Source organism: Rhodococcus sp. NPDC059968 (assembly GCF_042738615.1).
Taxonomy (GTDB): Bacteria; Actinomycetota; Actinomycetes; order Mycobacteriales; family Mycobacteriaceae; genus Rhodococcus_F.
In genome coordinates this window covers 1-16,744 of sequence record NZ_JBHWUE010000151.1, presented here as the reverse complement: position 1 = coordinate 16,744, position 16,744 = coordinate 1, and the positions used below count along the sequence as shown (strand labels likewise).

Genomic DNA, 16,744 nt, shown 5'->3' with positions numbered 1-16,744 from the left:
GGGCATCCGCCAACGCGTCCCAGTTCCCGCCGAACCAGCCCGGCACCCGCAACGCGTCCCCGCACCGCCGCATCAAAGCGGCCTTGCTCCGCACCCCGGCCAGGTCCAGCCGCACCCGCCGCCGGCCGTCGCCGCCGCACCGCAGCACGTCGACTTCTCGCTCTGATCGCAGCAGGTGGTCTGCCGTTCGGTGCTGCAACACGTCGGCGCCGCAGCCTGGGAGGTTGTGTCCGTCCGATCCGTTACCGGGGTGTCGAACTCGTTGCGGTTGGTCATGGTGACTCCTTGATCCGTGGGGATGGGTACCAGAACAGACGGAGGAGACCGAGAAAGGACGCACAGGCCGCTGCGGAAGAACCTGTGCCTGGCAGTCACGGGCAGCTCGGGTGTCTGCCAGCTGCTTCCCTGCAGGTCACGGACCTTGCTGTTGCGTCGCCGCAACCGGCACCGCCATGATGTGGGGGCCCGAGGCAATAGCCGAGGGAAGTGGTTCGTGTAGGAGGTCTCCGGGGCGTAAGCACCCCTGTCGGCAGCCCCACTCAGCGGTTTCCAGCCTTGCGCGCCCACCCACACCCAACGAACGTCCCCCGCTTCGGGGATGGGCATTCTGTTCTCCCAGCTGCCACGCTAGGGCAATATATTCGTCACCTCGCATCGGCAGCTGATGCAATACCGAGCGGTTAAGTTGACATAAGGCTTATCACCGGCACTCCGGAAGCGCCTTTCTGGCAGCGTGTTTGGGCGCACAAATCTGCCTAAACCACGGCGAATTCGCTGAGGGCACGGGACGAGCCGTATCCAGGACCAACCCTTACGTTCAGTTTCCGGCCTGAGCGTGCGCGCGACGGGCCGCCTCCGATCAAAGCTTCTGCGGCACGTTCAGCGCGCTTCGATTCGGTACGGCTTGTCGGGGTATCGGTGTAACCGGACCGTGTCTTGAGGCCAAGCAGCACGCTGAGGTGCTTCGCTGTAGCCGGGTCGACGGAACTGAGGAGCATGACGGCATCCTTGTGGTCCTCGCCCTGCGCATGCTTACCCAGTCGCGCGCAACAGATGACATCCGATGCTGCGATGCCCGCGTGCACCCACAACGTCACGACCGCATCATCGACACCGTCCGGTTCGTCGGCGAAGTCGCGACCGATCTCGGCCAGGTGAAAGAACTGTTCGGCCTTTCTCAGCCGGCCCAGGCGGACCGCCTGGTCACACGGCCGCGTACGCCCCACTACCGATTCCCCCGCCGCAGCAACCGGGTGAACCCGGCCCGTGAACCGGCCACCGTCAGCCCCTCCTTCGCCACATCCCGCAGGACCGGCTCCTCCGCGGCGCGGCCGGCGATCTCACTCTCGGTGAACTGCAGATCCCGCGCGTCGTTGCCGGTCCATCTGGTCACCTCGGCCATCAGCTCCGCCACCTGCTCATCCCACTCCTCTTCCGCGACGTCGTCCGGCCGGACCAAGAAGATGTCGATGTCGCTGTCGATCGTCATCGTTCCGCGTGCAGCCGACCCGAACACGGCGGCATACACCGGGGGAATTTCCCAGTCGGCCAACCGCGCCTGAAGCCTGCGCAGGAACTCGCCAGACAAATCGGCGAGACCCATGACATGAGGGAAAGCCAAGTGCTCACGATTGAGCTGGTACACGAACGCGTTTCCGACCCTCGAAGACACCACCGTGCCCTGCTTACTCAACCGTTGCAACACCTTCCGTATCCCCTCCTCCGAGTGGCGGTGCAACACCCGGTGCAGCTGGCCCGTCGTGAATGTCGCCTCAGATGCGGCTGCCAGCGCAGCGAGCACATCGCCATCAAGGGTGGGCGTCACTGTCTGCAGCGGCCGGATCAGATCCATAAATTCCGTTTCCTCAGGACCTCAAGGTTCACGCACTATTGTACGTCTGCCCGTACTATAGTACGGGAGAACTCGCGGTTGCAGAAAGCGACCTTCGGTCGAGGCGCTCGTCGGATGGCGGGCTCCCGAAACTGACACACTTCTGCTGCGACGTCTTCGGGGATCCGCGCCAGAACGGCACCTCACACGCGGTGTTCAAGACCCCGTGGCCGGGGGACCCCGAGTGAACATCCAGAAAAGCAAAGGCGGCAAGGCCAAGCCTTACCAGGTCGACCAGGTCCTCGCCGCCTATGACAAGCTCATGAAGGAGGCAGACAATGGCTGACGCATCGCACTACACCTACCGGGTGACCTGGTCGGAACCGGACGGCGAGTTCGTCGGCACCGTCGCCGAATTCCCCTCCCTGTCCTGGCTCGCCGAAACCCAGAACGAGGCCCTCGACGGCATCATCACCGTCGTCCGCGAGGTCCTCGACGACATGGTGGGCACCGGGGAACGCCCGCCCGTGCCGATCGCGGACCGCTCCTACAGTGGCACCTTCACGGTGCGCACCTCACCACGGGTGCACCGCACACTGGCGGTCGAGGCCGAGGAGCAAGGTGTCTCACTGAATCTGCTGGTCAACCAGAAACTCTCCGCTCCCGCCGGCGCGCCGGAGCCGACACAAAGGCGGGGTGAGGGGGAGTAATCACCCGCCTACTCCGGTCGGGGGAGGGTTTCACCGCGGTCAACACCTCGGGCGCGCTCCCCGTGGCCCGTACAGCAGCATGCGCGGACACAGATAGACCTGAGCGTAGTACACGTTCCTCGCGGCCCAACGCTTCCATCGCCTTGCGTGTAGCGGGAACGTGTCGTCTTCGTCGTAGAGCCCGCGGCGGGAGATAGGTGTTGGGATCGCGGTCGGGAGTCGCGATGAACAACGCCTGGATGCGGGGAACGGTCCGCCGGCGCGATGCCTCGGTCCACTTCACCGCCACCGGCGCTGGCGGAGGCGCTCCTCTCCAGAGGATCTTGGACAGCGTCTCCTTCGTTACTCCGAGACGGAAGCGCTCGGCGATGACACCGTTGATGTGGAGGGCGCGAGTTTCGAGCACACCCCACATGACCTTGAGCAGCCATAGCTGAAGTATCGGGCCGTTGATCATGGTGAAGGTCCGGTCGAAGTCGCCGGTCCCCATGTGCGTGCCCACCATCCCACATTAATTCATAGTGTCCTGAATTCAGTTATTTCTGTATTGTTGGATTATGGATACCGTGACCCGCACTGAGGCGTTGTCGAGATTCGGTTACGCGTTGTCGGATGCCACCCGCACCCGGATCCTGCTGAGCCTGCGCGAGGGGCCGGGGTATCCGTCCGAGCTGGCAGAGAAGATCGGGGTGTCCCGGCAGATCCTGTCGAACCACCTGTCCTGCCTGCGGGGCTGCGGCCTGGTCGTCGCCCTCCCGGAGGGCCGGCGTGCTCGGTACGAGTTGGCCGATCCGCGGATCGGTCGGGCCCTCGACGACCTGATCGGCCTGGTCCTCGCGGTCGACTCGGCCTGCTGCCCCGAGGCCGACGCCGAGAACTGCTGCTGATCGCCGCGAACGCGACCATCGAAGGAGACCGACATGCCCACCCTCACCCCCGCAGTGCGGGACCTCTACGAGCGCGAAATGACCGCCGCGCGCGGGACTCCCGACGCGGAGCAGCGCTGGGCGCATCTCGAGCGGGCACACATCGTCTCGCAACCGCACCCGTGGTTGCACACCCGCAACCATGTCGCGATGTTCGCTCTGGCTATGGCACAACATGATCGGCGGGAGGCGTTGGGTCAGGTGATCCGGATCGTGGCCGCCGCGCCGGGGTCGCTGGCCGGTCGATACCCGGAGGGCAACACCGGGCGCACCGCGGCCGGTCTGATGACGCCGATGCCGATCCCGGAGGATCTCGCGCAGGAGATGGCCCGCGCCGCCAGGTAACCGGGCCGGGCGCACTTCACAGCAGTCCCGACCAGTACGGCCAGAACCGGTAGGCGATCAGTCCGACCAGTGCGAGCACCCAGACGGTGACGGGCACCAGGTGGTCGACGGTCGCGGCGGCGGCGGCCCGTAGCACCGGTGAGCCCGCGCGGCTGGTGCGCAGGTTGCGGACGGTGACGTACCAGAAGAGCGGCACGGTCACCGCCCAGACCGCCATGCAGTACGGGCACAGGGCGCCGATGACGTAGAGGCTCTGCGCGATGAGCCAGTGCACGAACACCACCGCGGCGGTCAGGCCGGCTTGCAGGGCCAGCCAGAACCAGCGCGCGAGGTGGGCGCCGGACAGTAGTGCGGAGCCGGTTGCGGCGACGACGGCGAAGCCGGCGATGCCGAGCAGCGAGTTCGGGAATCCGAACACCGCGGCCTGTTCGGTGGCCATCACCGACCCGCAGTTGAGCACCGGGTTGAGGCTGCAGGTCGGGACATAGCTGGAATCGGCGGCGAGCGCGAACTTCTCGACGGTGAGCACGAACGAGGCGAACAGGCCGATCAGGCCGCCGACCAGCAGCAGCCACGGCAGCACCCGCTCGAGACCGCCGACGCGGACGCCGGAGGCGGCCGTCCCGGTCGTGTCGAGCGCGTCAGCCGAGCGCGGCGTCGAGGGCATCGGTCAGATCCTGGTAGCTGGCCGGCTCGAGCCGTTCGCCGTTGACGAAGAATGTGGGTGTGCCCTGCACACCCAACGCTTGTCCGTCGGCGACGTCGGCATTGATCCGGTCGCCGGTGGCGGGCGCGGTGTAGGCGGCATCGTACGCGGCCAGGTCGAGGCCGAGGTCGACGGCGAAACCCCGGAACACCTCGTCCTTCGGGACGCGCTGCTCACCCCACTCGGCCTGGGTTTCGTACATCCGCTGATACATCTGCTCGAATCGGCCCTGCTGCGCCGCGGCCTCGACCGCCCGCGCCGCCCGTTCGGCGTTGAAGTGTCCGGGCAGCGGGAAGTAGCGGACCACGAAACTGACCCGGTCGCCGTACTCGGCGCGCAACTGCTCGGTCGCCGGGTACACCGCCCGGCAGGCCTCGCACTCGAAGTCGAGGAACTCCACGAACGTCACCCGGCCATCCGGAACGGAGGACAGCCGGTGACTGTCCGGACGCACCGCCACCGCGGTGGCCTCGGCGGCGCCGGCGACTGGTTGGCTGTCGGTGCCGGAGCGGTTGGCCAGCAGCACCGCCGACAGTCCCAGCACGAACACCACGACCAGGGCCAGGGAGAACTTGACGTTGCGGCTCATCGAGCACTCCACCCCGGACGCGGGCCGGAAGCGGACGAAAGCGGCGAAGCAGACATGCGCGCCATACTAACGAGCGTTGAGATGACCGACCCGGGAGGGTTCCCTCCCATATCAATGATCGTTAGTATATTGATGTGACTGAGGAACGCGTCGATACCTGCGACCTGCTGTGCCTGGACCTTCCGCATGCCGAGCGGATCCGTGCCACCCTGCCGCACCTGCGGCAGGTCGAGCCGGCCGCCGCTGCGGCCCGGGCGCTGTCCGATCCCACCCGGTTGACCATCGCCACCGCCCTGTACTCCGGCGGTGAACTCTGCGTGTGCGATATGGCGTGGGTGGTCGGGCAGGCCCAGAATCTGGTCTCCCACCACCTGCGGCAACTCAAGATCGCCGACCTCGTCTCCTCGCGGCGCCAGGGCCGGTTGGTGATGTACGCGCTGACCGGCCGCGGTCACTCCTTGGTGCGCGCGGTACTCGGCGACGACCTCCCTTCGGCGACCACCGGACCCGAAGACGTCATCGAGATTTCGGAGGTCGGTCGTGGCTGACGCATGCTGCGGGCCCGCCCCCGCGAAGTCGACGAACCCCGACAGCGAGACGACCCCCGATCACGGTCCGGAACGGCTGTGGCAGGTCCGCGAACTGCAGTACGCGGTGATCGCCGCGGTCCTGCTCGGCGCCGGGTGGCTGCTCGGGCGGTCCGGTGCCGACACCGCCGGGACCGCGGTGGAGTTGGTCGCCGCCGTCGTCGCCGCGGTCTCCTTCGTCCCGGGGGCGGTGCGCAATCTGCGGCACCGCCGGATCGGGGTCGGCACGCTGATGACGATCGCCGCCATCGGCGCGGTCGCGCTCGGGCAGATCCCCGAGGCCGCGATGCTCGGGATCTTGTTCTCCATCGCCGAGGGCCTCGAGCACTACGCGGTCACCCGCACCCGCCGCGGGCTGCGCGCCCTGCTGTCGCTGGTGCCGCCGACCGCGTCGGTCCTGCGCGGCGGCACCGAGATCACCCTCGCCCCCGACGAACTGGCCCTCGGCGATGTGATGGTGCTGCGCCCCGGCGAGCGGGCAGCGACCGACGGGGTGATCCGGTCCGGGCGCACCAGCCTGGACCTGTCCGCGATCACCGGCGAATCCGTCCCCATCGAGGCCGGACCCGGCGACGAGGTCCATGCCGGGGCGATCAACGGCGGCGGCGCCATCGAGGTGCAGGTCACCGCGCTGGCCGCCGACAGTTCCCTGGCCCGGATCGTGCACATCGTCGAAGAAGCCCAGGAACGCAAGGGCGCCGGACAACGCCTCGCCGACAAGGTCGCCCGCCCCCTGGTCCCGGCGATCATGATCCTCGCCGCCCTCGTCGCCGGCGTCGGCTCCCTGCTGGGCGACCCGATGCTGTGGATCGAACGGGCCCTGGTCGTGCTCGTCGCCGCCTCCCCGTGCGCCCTCGCGATCGCGGTGCCGCTGACCGTGGTCGCCGCGATCGGCGCCTCCAGCCGGCACGGTGCCCTCGTCAAGGGCGGGGCGGCACTCGAGGAACTCGGCCGGATCCGGGTCGTCGCGCTCGACAAGACCGGCACCCTGACCCGCAACACCCCGCAGGTCATCGCGGTGATCACCCGACACGGGGTGTCCGAGCGCGCCGCCCTCACCGCGGCCGCCGGGCTCGAAGCCCGCAGCGAACACCCCCTGGCGCAGGCCATCCTCACCGCCGCGGGGGATGTCACCGCCGCCGTCGATGTCACGGCCGTGCCCGGGCACGGTTTGCACGGCACCGTCGACGGAACCCCACTTCGGCTCGGCAAGCCCGGATGGATCGACCCGGGCGATCTCACCGACCAGGTCGACCGGCTCCAGGGTCAGGGCGCCACCGTGGTGCTGCTCGAACGGGACACCACCGTCATCGCCGCGATCGCCGTCCGCGACGAACTACGCCCCGAAGCGCCCGAGGCCGTGCACCGGCTCCGGGGACTGGGCATCGACGTGGCCATGCTGACCGGCGACAACCACCGGACCGCGCAGGCGCTCGCCGCCGAGGCCGGAATCGTCACCGTGCACGCCGAACTGCTCCCTGAGGACAAGGCAGCCCTGCTCCCCACGCTCGCCGGGGGCCGGAAGATCGCCATGGTCGGCGACGGTGTCAACGACGCCCCCGCCCTCGCGACCGCCGACATCGGAATCGCGATGGGCGCCATGGGCACCGACGTGGCCATCGAAACCGCCGACGTCGCGCTGATGGGCGAGGACCTGCGTCATTTGCCGCAGGTGCTTGCGCACGCCCGGCGGGCCCGGACCATCATGCTGCAGAACATTGGGCTGTCCCTGGCCATCATCGGCGTGCTGATCCCGTTGGCCGCCACCGGTGTCCTCGGCCTGGCGACCGTGGTGTTCATCCACGAATTCGCCGAGGTCCTCGTCATCGGCAACGCCATCCGCGCCGCCAAGGCCGCCGCCCTGCCCGGATTGACGTCCGCACCTACCACCACCGGACCGCTGCACGTGAGCGTCGCACCGTCGGTGCACGTCCTCGGTGACGCCTGCTGTCCTCCGACGCCGGAGCGTGCGGTCTCGATACCGACCACCACGCCGCAGCGGGCTGCGGGAGGTACTCCGACGCTGTTGCCGCTGACCCTGAACCCGGCAGCCGGCACCGACCAGGAGGCCGAGGAGGCGTGCGAGTGCTGCCACCCCACCGGCGACGCGGCCACGCGTCCGTCGGATACCGCCGGCGTCGACCTGCCCGTCTGGCGGCGATCGTCGGATGCTCCGCGACCGCAGTGACCGCCGGCTCGCCCGCTCCGCCGCTAGGGCCCGCCACCGGGGCCGCACAGCTTCGGCGGCACTGCGGTGAGCTTTGTGAGGATTACACCGGGCGGGTCTTCGCTGCACTGCATGTCCCCGACCCTTCTGCCTCGGAGGGTGCGCGTCCATGACCGGACCACCCTCGGACCCGGCGGTCCTGCCGCGGTGGCGGATGTGGCCGCTGTATGCGGCGGGCTTCACCACCGCGTTCGGCGCGCACGGCATCGCCGCCAATCTCGGTTCGGCGACCGGGGACCTGCGCGGTTCGCTGCTGTATCTGGGTGTGTTGCTGGCGTTGTACGACGGCGCCGAGGTGGTGCTCAAACCGGTGTTCGGGTCGATCGCGGATCGGATCGGCGCCCGCCCGGTGCTGCTCGGTGGCCTGGTGGCGTTCGCGCTCGCGTCCGCGGTGTTCGTGGTGGTCGACGACCCGGGCTGGCTGTGGCTGGCCCGGCTCGGACAGGGTGCGGGGGCGTCCGCGTTCTCGCCCGCCGCCAGCGCACTGGTCGCGCGGATGAACCCGAAGGCGAGGCAGGGCAGGGCGTTCGGCAGTTACGGGTTCTACAAGAGCATCGGCTACACCCTGGGCCCGCTGCTCGGCGGCGCGCTCGTCTGGGTTGGCGGGCTGACGCTGCTGTTCGCGGTCATGGCGGTCCTCGCGGTCGCGGTCGCGGTGTGGGCGGGGTGCGCGGTCCCGGCGGTTCCCCCGCTACCGCGCACCAGGCAGACCGTCGTGGACCTGGCCCGGCGCCTGTCGGAGGGGGCCTTCCTGCGGCCGACCGCCGCGCTGGCCGCCGCGACCGCCGCCCTCTCGGTGGGTGTGGGTTTTCTGCCGGTCTCCGGGGCCGCCGCCGGTCTCGGTCCGGTCGTGACCGGCGCCGCGGTCTCGATCCTCGCCGCGTGCGCCGCGCTGGTGCAGCCCGGTGCGGGACGGGCGTTGGATGTGGGGCGCCTGCGCGCCGGTCCGGGTGTCACCGCCGGACTGGTGATCACCGGTGCCGGGCTGGGGTGCGCGATGCTGCCGGGCCTGGCCGGGGTGCTGGCGGCGGCGGTCGGGATCGGGATCGGCACCGGACTGATCACGCCGTTGGCCTTCGCGGCCCTGGCCACCTCGACACCGGCGGAGCGGATGGGGCAGACGATGGGCGCCGCGGAGCTCGGCCGTGAGCTCGGCGACGCGGGCGGACCCCTGCTGGTGGCCGGCGTGGCCGCGGCCGCGACTCTCACCGCGGGCTATGCGGTCCTGGCCGTGCTGATCGCGGCATCCCCGGCGGTGTTGACCCGGCGCCGGCCAGACCAGAATGCCGTCGCCGGTCCCGACTGAGTTCCCCGGTCGTCATGGCCCCGCTGTATCGGTACCCGACAAAGCAATTCGACTTCCACGAGCACAAACACACCTTCGCCGGCCACTGTGGATCTTCATCTCGCACGCCCTCCCGTCACTGGACGGTGGCACGCCGAGGGTCGCCAGCGTCGGGGCGATCGGCCATGCACGCGCGGGGCGCACACGTCTATTGTGCAGCTGTCGGCCGCTTTTGTCAGTGCCGTGGGAAACGTCTTCCGCGGGCGCCTCCCTCCTTGGACCACGCCCGTCGTGCGTCGTGACCATCCTGTCCGTGCGGACGCGTCGACCGCACTGGTGGTGCTGCAAACGTGGCGTCAGTGTTGGGGTGGTCGGCGTCATGAAGACGTCACGACCATGCCGGTGTGCACGCTGACGGTGTAGGTGTGGAGTCGGGTCTTCCGGGTGATCCACCGCGGACACTCGCGGGGGCCGAGGAGTTTTCGATGACTATTCACCACCCGTTCGCCCACGCCCGCAGTGCCCATGAACGCGTCGGTGGCACACACGCTACCGGCCCGGACCTCATGGTCCCTCGTACCATTGGAGGGCGTCCCTCGGTGTTGGTTCCGGTGTCCGGGGTGGACGAGGTGAGCCGGATGGCGTTGTCGGCTGCGGCCACCATGACGTCGCAGCCGGTCGCGATCCGCGTCTGTCGCCCACACGAATCCACCACGGAGTTCACCCGGCAGTGGCAGGCCCGATACCCGTGTACCCGGCTGATCCTGATCGAGGACACCGACAACTCGGTCGGCCTGTCCCTCGCCCGGTATGTCCGCACCCATTTCCCCCACCGCATAACCTTCGTTGTGCTGGCCACCATCGAACCCGCAGCCGGGCACCGGCTCCTGCCCACCCAGCGCGAGATGAGGTTCCCCCCGGAAAGTGGACACCGACTTGGCGGGACACCGGTCCCGCTGGAAGGATGTCCGTATGCCCCCTCGCAAGCGTCGGTCGTTCACGACCGAGTACAAGGTCGAGGCTGCCCACCGGGTGATCGACTCCGGTCGCACCATCGCAGAGGTCGCCCGAGAACTCGGCCTCAACGAGAGTCTGTTGGGTGAATGGGTCAAACTCGAGCGGCGCAGAATCGCCGCCGCAGAGTCCCACGGAGAGAGGCCTTTGGACACGGCCGAACACGCCGAGCTACTCCGATTGCGAAGGCAGGTAAGCGAACTCGAGAAGGACAACGCTTTCCTGGTAAAAGCTTCGGCGTACTTTGCCGCGATGCAGAAGAACCGACCCGGTTCGATCTGATGGCCAAGTACGCCGGCCCCGACAACATCGAAGAGACCGCCGGCACCTCCGCGCCGGAAGGTGAACGGTTCTCGATCCTGCGGATGGCGAGACTGCTGGAGGTGTCCACATCGGGCTACTACCAGTACCTCAAGCGCAGAGTCGCCACGGTGTTGACGCCGAGGCAACAGCGTCGCGCCGACCTCGAAGTCAAGATCGTCGAGATCCACCGGGAATCGAAGGGTACCTACGGGTCGCCGCGGGTCACGGCCGAGTTGCGGGCGCGTGGTGAGGTGGTGAACGCCAAGACCGTGGCCAAGATCATGGCCTCGCTCGGTGTGGAGGGCATAAGCCCGCGCACGTTCAAGGTCAAGACCACGGTGGTCGATCCGCAGGCGTCGTTCCCGCCGGATCTGATCGAGCGGCACTTCGATCGGGGCCGGCTCGATGCGGTCTGGTTTACCGACATCACCTACCTCACGTGCGGTGAGGGGGACATGTTCTTGTGTGCGATCCGGGACGGTCATTCACGGAAGGTGTTGGGATACAGCATTGCTAATCACATCAGCGCCGAGATGGTCACCACCGCCATCGATCGAGCCGTGGCCACGCGCGGTGGGCGGTGTCGCGAGACGATCCTGCATTCGGACCGGGGTGGGGAATACACTGCCCACCTGACCGCGGCGTCGTGTGTGCAGCACGGGTTGCGTCGGTCGATGGGTGCGACCGGGATTTGTTGGGACAACAGTCCATCCGAATCGTTTTGGTCGATCTTCAAGCATGAAGAATACTATCGGCACGTCTATGCAACGAAGGCTGATCTCGTTGCTGGCGTTGACAACTGGATTGTCTTCTACAACACTGTTCGACGGAACTCTACGGTGGGGATGCACAGTCCCGACAGCTACGAGAAGTTGCTTCAGGTGGAAGTCGCCTGAGGCACGCAACCCCCTTGTCCACCGTTCGGGGGGAACCTCAAGAATGAGATCGCGCACGTACTGCGCAAGCACAGCGATGCGAGGGTGTGCCAGCTCGCGTTCCGCATCGACCCAGCACACCGGGACCTCACACGGCGCGAGTTATCGACGGTGACCGCCGTGAGCACCGGGGCCACCTGACAGGCGCACCTAGCCTCGGTGACGCCACCTGCTCGGGTCCGCGCTTCTGAACTGCTAGTTCAGCGCTATGTTGCCGGGATGACGCCCCGCGAATCTATTCGGCAGGGATCCGCTGTGTTCGGCCTTGGGCGACGGAGACAACTCTCGCCGAGTCCAACAGGTCCCTTCCTTCGCGGCCGACCAGCGCCACTACGTCGCCAGCTCTAATATCCTGCGACAGAACAACCCCGGAGCAGATATGCTCACCCATCACACCGCCACTGTCGACGATCGAGAAGACGTCGGTGGGGCCGAGCGGGTGGCGGTTCGCGATGGCCGCAGCGACCGGCTCCCCGGCGGGAACGGCGGCCGCCGGCCCGGCAGTGCCCTCCACGACGACGACGGGCCTACCGGGGGCGGTGCGATCGACTCCGCGAACCCGGCACACCGTCACCGCCGCTCGCCGCGTGATCGATTCACCGAAATCCACGGCAATACGCGGGCGGGGAAAGCGGTTTCGAATGCACGCCTCGTCGACGGCGTTCTCCAGAGCGTCCCCGAGTTCGGATACCCCGTCGATGTCGGTGCCATCAGAGGCGATACCGACATGCAACTCCGTCGTCAACACCCGGTGCTCGCGGTAGGTATCGCACATCACCGCCACCGCGGTCAGCACCTGATCGCGGATGTCGTCCGGGTTCGGCGCGGCATCGCAGCGCACCCCGATCAGCGCGAGCGCGGGAGCGTCGACGACTCGCCCCACCAGGGCATCGGTGGACCGGCAGGTGTGGACACGGACGATGGTCTTGTGCCGCCCCCGCTCGGGCGCGCCGATCCTTTCGATCGGAACACCGACCTCGACGACGACGCGGCCGGCGTGTCCGGCCGCGAGCGTCATGGCAGGGCCGGAACCCGTTTCGCCCGAACCGATCAGGAGAACGATTCGGTGCGGGTCGACCCTGTTGCGCCGAGCGAGCACCACCTCGTGCTGTGAGTGCACCACCAGCGAGAGGCGTTCTCCGGCGACCGACCGTGCGACAGCGCCGGCGAGCAGAGAACTGGTGCTGTACAGGACTTCGGCGTCGCGGAACGCACGTGAGATCGCCGCACCTGAGCCGCGCAGGCCCACTTCGTCGAGGACGTATGTCGGCGTACCGAATCGATCGGCTACCTCGTTCAGGTCGACGCCGCCGACCGTGATTCGCCCGTGGTGGTAGTGGGTGGTCACCGGCCACACCGTCGGATCCAACCGAGACGTGGTGGTTCCACGAAGAGAAGGAAGGATGTCGAGAAGTGTCACTGCGGACTCCTACGCGATGCGCGCGAACCCGACCGTTCGCCCGGCTGTCTCGCCAGTGTCATACCTCCCGGAGGCGACAGCGGTGTCCTTGACGCAACACTGACTGACCGGCCAGGACCACTTACGCGACCCTGACGGCAACGCCGCACCCACGAGATCCCGCGTGAAACGGGAGGCGATGGCCTGGATCGGGCGCCGCCCACGACACGGAGCAGATCGACTCGGTATCCCGCGACGTCGCGTGGCACCATCGGGCGGTCGAGGACGCCATCGCCGCCCATCAGTGGCCCAAGCTCGATCGCTGGGACCACATCCGGTTCGTAGTGTTCGGGCCGGCCCGCTACCTCGACGAGGTGGAGAATCCCATCCCGAGTTCGGGGAGCGCGCATCCTCGTCGTACCCGGTTTCGTGGTCACCATCCACTCACTCGCATCATTCCTTGAAACGCAACGGAATTCGAGGCGCGCCTGATCGGGGTGGTCGAGTCGCGGCATCCGATGATCCACCCGTATTTTGCGGTTTCTTGTCAGAGCCAGTGTTGGCGTTTGAAAAGCGTGTACAGGGTGATGGAGGTGAGGAGCATCAGGGCCAGCGCCAGGGGGTACCCGGTCGCCCAGTGCAGTTCGGGCATGTGGTCGAAGTTCATCCCGTAGATGGTGCCTACCAGGGTGGGGGCGAACAGGATCGCGGCCCACGCGGAGATCTTCTTGACCTCCTCGCTCTGGGCGAGGCTGGCCTCGGTCAGGTGATGCATCTCCTCGTTCTGCTGCTGCCCCACCAGGGTGGCGTGCACGGTCAGCGCCGTCTGCAGATGCGCGCGGAAGGAGTCGGCCCGTTCACAGATGCGGATGGTGTGGTCGTGCACATCGCGCAGGCGCCGCTGCAGTTCGAGGTCGACATGATATTTCTCCGACCCCCGTTGCAGGGCCTCGAGCATGCCCACCAGGGGGTGGGTGGCGCGCTGAAACGCGATCACCTCGCTGGAGAGGGCGTAGATCCGGCGGGCGACGGTCTCGTCACCGGTGAACAGCTGATCCTCGATCTCGTCGATGTCGTTCTCGAGGCCGGCGATGACCGGGTCGTATTCGTCGACCACCTGATCCAGGATCGCGTACAGCACCGCCTCGGGACCCAGGCACAGCAGACTTGGTTCCTGTTCCATGCGGTGGCGCACCTTCGCCAGATCCGGTGATTCCGCGTGGCGGATGGTGACGACGAAATCGGGTCCGACGAAGACGTGGAGTTCCCCGAACTCGACCTTCTCGACGTCGTCGAGATAGCGGGCGGGCCGCAGCACCACGAACAGGATGTTGTCGTAGCGTTCGAGTTTGGCACGTTGATGCGCTTTGATGGCGTCCTCGACCGCCAGGTGGTGCAACCCGAACTCGTCGGCCACCGAATCGATCTCCCCCCGGTCCGGGCGGTACAGCCCGATCCAGGCCATCCCCTGGCGTTCCCGCAGGATCTCGTAGGTGCTGTCGAGCGTGTCCGGCGTCGCGGCCCGGACCCCACCCACATACACCGCGTTGTCCACGATCGTCATGTCCACTCCCTACCCTCCGACCGAGCGCGCCGCACCGCTTCGCGCGTGAGAACGGCGGGTTGCCACCCCGGTATGTCGAGCGCAGTTGTCGGCCTCGCGCCCGACCGGTGTGGCTGCGGCGGAGTTGATTAGCCCTGCGGTGCGCTGCATGCTCACGGCCGGTTGTTCGCGGCCGGTGTTTTCGCCGGGAGGGCGCCGCGGCGGATGTCCCCGGGGGCGGGCCGGGCCGTCGGATACTTGACGTGTTCGGCCGAATCCAGCAACCAGGGCACGCTGGTGACCATCACCCCCGGGGTATACAGCAGCCGGCCCTTCAACCGGAGGGCGCTCTGGTTGTGCAGCAGGTGTTCCCACCAGTGCCCGACGACGTATTCGGGGATGTAGATGGTGATCACCTCGCGGGGGTTGTTCCGGCGGATGTTCTTGACATAGTTGATGATCGGCCGGGTCACCTCCCGGTACGGGGACGCGAGCACCTTCAGTGGCACCGGCATACTCTGCCTGTCCCACTCCTTCTGCAGGCGGGCAGTGTCGTCGCTCTGCACGGTGACGGCCTCGAGGGTCGAGGGCCGGGTGGCGCGGGCATAGGCGAGGGCGCGGGCGGCCGGTTTGTGCAGCTGGGAGATCAGCACGATGGCGTGCACCCGGGAGGGCAGGTCGAAGCTGTCCTCGCCGAGGACGAGGGCGGCGGCGACCCGGTCGTAGTGCCGGCGGATGGCCTTCATCACCGCGAAGAGGATCGGCATCGCGATGACCACCAGGTAGGCGCCCTGGGTGAACTTGGTGGCGGTCACGATGATCAGCACCAGCCCGGTGAGGGCGCAGCCGATCCCGTTGACGGTGCGCCGCAACCGGATGCGGTGCCGTTCGGTCCGGTCGGGTTCGGCGCGCAGCAGGCGGTTCCAGTGCCGCACCATCCCGGCCTGGCTGAGGGTGAAGGAGGTGAACACCCCCAAAATGTAGAGCTGGATCAGGTGGGTGACCGAGGCGTCGAAGATGACGATCAGGATGCCGGCGGCCAGGGCCAGCAGCACGATGCCGTTGCTGAACGCGAGCCGGTCGCCGCGGGTGTTGAGCTGGCGGGGTAGGTAGCGGTCGCGGGCCAGGATCGAGGCGAGCAGCGGGAACCCGTTGTAGGCGGTGTTCGCGGCCAGGATCAGGATCAGCACGGTGGCGGCCTGGATGTAGAAGAACCCGACGTTGGTGGTCCCGCCGAAGACCGCGGCCGCGATCTGCGCGATCACGGTGCGCTGCGGATCGCTCTGGCAGTTGCCGGTGAAACCCACCAGGTCGCAGGTATGTTCCGCGATGCGAACCTTGCTGATGATGGCCAGTGCGGTGATGCCGGCGAACATCACGATCGCGGTGGCCCCCATCGCCACCAGGGTTTTCGCGGCATTGACGCTCTTGGGTTTGCGGAAGGCGGGGACCCCGTTGGAGATGGCCTCCACCCCGGTCAGCGCGGTACAGCCGGAGGAGAAGGCGCGCAGCGCGAAGAAGACCAGCGCCAGCCCGGTGATCCCGGAGTGTTCCGGGGTGATCGAGTAGGCGGCGCTCTCGGCGACCGGCGCATCCCCGAACAGCACCCGGATCAGGCCGGTGACGATCAGGACGAGGACACCGGCGATGAACCCGTAGGTGGGGACGGCGAACGTTTTGCCGGATTCGCGGACCCCGCGCAGGTTCATCGCGGTCAGCAGGATCACGAAGCCGACCGCGATCGCGACCCGGTGCGGGTTGAGTGAGGGCAGCGCGGAGATGAGGTTGTCCACTCCGGCGGCCACCGACACCGCCACGGTCATCACGTAGTCGACGAGCAGGGCGGCGGCCACCGTCAACCCGGCGGACGGCCCCAGGTTCCGGTTGGCGACCTCGTAGGATCCGCCGCCGCTGGGGTAGGCGAACACCACCTGCCGGTAGGAGAGCACCACCACCGCCAGCAGCACCACCACCCCGGCACCCAGGTACGGGGTCAGGTACAGGTACGCCAGCCCACCGAGCGAGAGGACCAGCAGAATTTCCTGGGTGGCGTAGGCCACCGACGACAGCGGGTCGGAGGCGAAGATCGGCAGCGCCAGCCGCTTGGACAGCAACTGGTCACCGAGATGCTCACTGCGCAGCGCACGACCCAGAATCAGACGGCGCGCCGCATGGACGGCTTTGGACACGGCCGAAGCGTACGTCCTGACAACGGCAAGATCGCCGGCCCGAGCGTAAGGATCCCGCTAAGGGCTTGTGATGAATTAATCTAGCTCGGTTCGGGCGTGTCGTCCGGTGCGGGATGGAGTGTGTAGTTCCACTCGCCGTGGAACTCGTGGCGCGT

General features: G+C 67.6%; 16 protein-coding genes. 8 read left to right on the top strand and 8 right to left on the bottom strand.

Features of this window, described 5'->3' with window-relative positions:
- The 3 genes from ACFWAY_RS49755 to ACFWAY_RS49745 form a co-directional block, all read right to left on the bottom strand.
- On the bottom strand, positions 1–202 hold a 202-nt coding region (locus ACFWAY_RS49755; protein WP_378515982.1), incomplete at its 3' end, for a barstar family protein.
- 553 nt (positions 203–755) lie between these two features.
- The gene (locus ACFWAY_RS49750) at positions 756–1,226 is read right to left on the bottom strand and encodes a hypothetical protein (protein ID WP_378515981.1); all 471 of its coding nucleotides are present in this window, start codon (positions 1,224–1,226) and stop codon (positions 756–758) included.
- Positions 1,226–1,852 carry a nucleotidyltransferase domain-containing protein gene (locus tag ACFWAY_RS49745; RefSeq protein ID WP_378515980.1) on the bottom strand — a complete coding sequence of 209 codons (627 nt, stop codon included), beginning with the start codon at positions 1,850–1,852 and terminating at the stop codon, positions 1,226–1,228. Before ACFWAY_RS49745 ends, ACFWAY_RS49750 begins: the two co-directional genes overlap by 1 nt.
- A 317-nt stretch (positions 1,853–2,169) precedes the next feature.
- Between ACFWAY_RS49745 and ACFWAY_RS49740 the strand changes: the two genes are divergently transcribed.
- The 3 genes from ACFWAY_RS49740 to ACFWAY_RS49730 all read left to right on the top strand — a co-directional run bounded on the left by ACFWAY_RS49740 (position 2,170) and on the right by ACFWAY_RS49730 (position 3,812).
- Positions 2,170–2,541, top strand: coding sequence for a type II toxin-antitoxin system HicB family antitoxin (locus tag ACFWAY_RS49740; RefSeq protein WP_378515979.1), 372 nt, complete (start codon positions 2,170–2,172; stop codon positions 2,539–2,541).
- Positions 2,542–3,098: 557 nt separating this feature from the next.
- The gene (locus ACFWAY_RS49735) at positions 3,099–3,428 is read left to right on the top strand and encodes an ArsR/SmtB family transcription factor (RefSeq protein ID WP_378515978.1); all 330 of its coding nucleotides are present in this window, start codon (positions 3,099–3,101) and stop codon (positions 3,426–3,428) included.
- 33 nt (positions 3,429–3,461) lie between these two features.
- The gene (locus tag ACFWAY_RS49730; RefSeq protein ID WP_378515977.1) at positions 3,462–3,812 is read left to right on the top strand and encodes a DUF3703 domain-containing protein; all 351 of its coding nucleotides are present in this window, start codon (positions 3,462–3,464) and stop codon (positions 3,810–3,812) included.
- 16 nt (positions 3,813–3,828) lie between these two features.
- Here the strand turns inward: ACFWAY_RS49730 and ACFWAY_RS49725 are convergent, their stop codons facing one another.
- Positions 3,829–4,479: a vitamin K epoxide reductase family protein gene (locus ACFWAY_RS49725; protein ID WP_378515976.1), complete on the bottom strand. Its 651-nt coding sequence runs from the start codon at positions 4,477–4,479 to the stop codon at positions 3,829–3,831.
- The gene (locus ACFWAY_RS49720; protein WP_378515975.1) at positions 4,454–5,107 is read right to left on the bottom strand and encodes a DsbA family protein; all 654 of its coding nucleotides are present in this window, start codon (positions 5,105–5,107) and stop codon (positions 4,454–4,456) included. Before ACFWAY_RS49720 ends, ACFWAY_RS49725 begins: the two co-directional genes overlap by 26 nt.
- Positions 5,108–5,241: 134 nt before the next feature.
- Here ACFWAY_RS49720 and ACFWAY_RS49715 point away from each other — a divergent pair, with 134 nt between their 5' ends.
- The 5 genes from ACFWAY_RS49715 to ACFWAY_RS49695 all read left to right on the top strand — a co-directional run bounded on the left by ACFWAY_RS49715 (position 5,242) and on the right by ACFWAY_RS49695 (position 11,419).
- Positions 5,242–5,655, top strand: coding sequence for an ArsR/SmtB family transcription factor (locus tag ACFWAY_RS49715; RefSeq protein WP_378515974.1), 414 nt, complete (start codon positions 5,242–5,244; stop codon positions 5,653–5,655).
- Entirely contained in the window at positions 5,648–7,882 is a 2,235-nt protein-coding gene (locus tag ACFWAY_RS49710; RefSeq protein ID WP_378515973.1) for a heavy metal translocating P-type ATPase, read from the top strand. The genes ACFWAY_RS49715 and ACFWAY_RS49710 overlap by 8 nt, the downstream gene beginning before the upstream one ends.
- Before the next feature lie 148 nt (positions 7,883–8,030).
- A complete protein-coding gene (locus ACFWAY_RS49705; protein WP_378515972.1) occupies positions 8,031–9,227 on the top strand; it encodes an MFS transporter in 1,197 nt (398 codons plus the stop codon).
- Positions 9,228–10,178: 951 nt separating this feature from the next.
- Complete coding sequence (locus ACFWAY_RS49700; RefSeq protein WP_378515971.1) at positions 10,179–10,502, top strand: transposase; 324 nt, start codon at positions 10,179–10,181, stop codon at positions 10,500–10,502.
- Entirely contained in the window at positions 10,502–11,419 is a 918-nt protein-coding gene (locus ACFWAY_RS49695) for an IS3 family transposase (RefSeq protein WP_378515970.1), read from the top strand. The genes ACFWAY_RS49700 and ACFWAY_RS49695 overlap by 1 nt, the downstream gene beginning before the upstream one ends.
- A 274-nt stretch (positions 11,420–11,693) precedes the next feature.
- Here ACFWAY_RS49695 and ACFWAY_RS49690 read toward each other — a convergent pair whose 3' ends face one another.
- The 3 genes from ACFWAY_RS49690 to ACFWAY_RS49680 all read right to left on the bottom strand — a co-directional run bounded on the left by ACFWAY_RS49690 (position 11,694) and on the right by ACFWAY_RS49680 (position 16,589).
- Entirely contained in the window at positions 11,694–12,878 is a 1,185-nt protein-coding gene (locus tag ACFWAY_RS49690; protein ID WP_378515969.1) for a diaminopimelate decarboxylase, read from the bottom strand.
- A 526-nt stretch (positions 12,879–13,404) separates the two neighbouring features.
- On the bottom strand, positions 13,405–14,421 hold the full coding sequence (locus ACFWAY_RS49685) for a magnesium and cobalt transport protein CorA (protein WP_378515968.1): 1,017 nt from the start codon (positions 14,419–14,421) through the stop codon (positions 13,405–13,407).
- 152 nt (positions 14,422–14,573) lie between these two features.
- Complete coding sequence (locus tag ACFWAY_RS49680; RefSeq protein ID WP_378515967.1) at positions 14,574–16,589, bottom strand: APC family permease; 2,016 nt, start codon at positions 16,587–16,589, stop codon at positions 14,574–14,576.
- Positions 16,590–16,744: the final 155 nt, after the last annotated feature.

Coding starts and splice junctions, on each gene's coding strand:
- ACFWAY_RS49745 (WP_378515980.1), bottom strand. CDS start 1,852: ATGGATCTGATCCGGCCGCTGCAGACAGTGACGCCCACCCTTGATGGC.
- ACFWAY_RS49740 (WP_378515979.1), top strand. CDS start 2,170: ATGGCTGACGCATCGCACTACACCTACCGGGTGACCTGGTCGGAACCG.
- ACFWAY_RS49735 (WP_378515978.1), top strand. CDS start 3,099: ATGGATACCGTGACCCGCACTGAGGCGTTGTCGAGATTCGGTTACGCG.
- ACFWAY_RS49730 (WP_378515977.1), top strand. CDS start 3,462: ATGCCCACCCTCACCCCCGCAGTGCGGGACCTCTACGAGCGCGAAATG.
- ACFWAY_RS49725 (WP_378515976.1), bottom strand. CDS start 4,479: ATGCCCTCGACGCCGCGCTCGGCTGACGCGCTCGACACGACCGGGACG.
- ACFWAY_RS49720 (WP_378515975.1), bottom strand. CDS start 5,107: ATGAGCCGCAACGTCAAGTTCTCCCTGGCCCTGGTCGTGGTGTTCGTG.
- ACFWAY_RS49705 (WP_378515972.1), top strand. CDS start 8,031: ATGACCGGACCACCCTCGGACCCGGCGGTCCTGCCGCGGTGGCGGATG.
- ACFWAY_RS49700 (WP_378515971.1), top strand. CDS start 10,179: ATGCCCCCTCGCAAGCGTCGGTCGTTCACGACCGAGTACAAGGTCGAG.
- ACFWAY_RS49695 (WP_378515970.1), top strand. CDS start 10,502: ATGGCCAAGTACGCCGGCCCCGACAACATCGAAGAGACCGCCGGCACC.
- ACFWAY_RS49685 (WP_378515968.1), bottom strand. CDS start 14,421: ATGACGATCGTGGACAACGCGGTGTATGTGGGTGGGGTCCGGGCCGCG.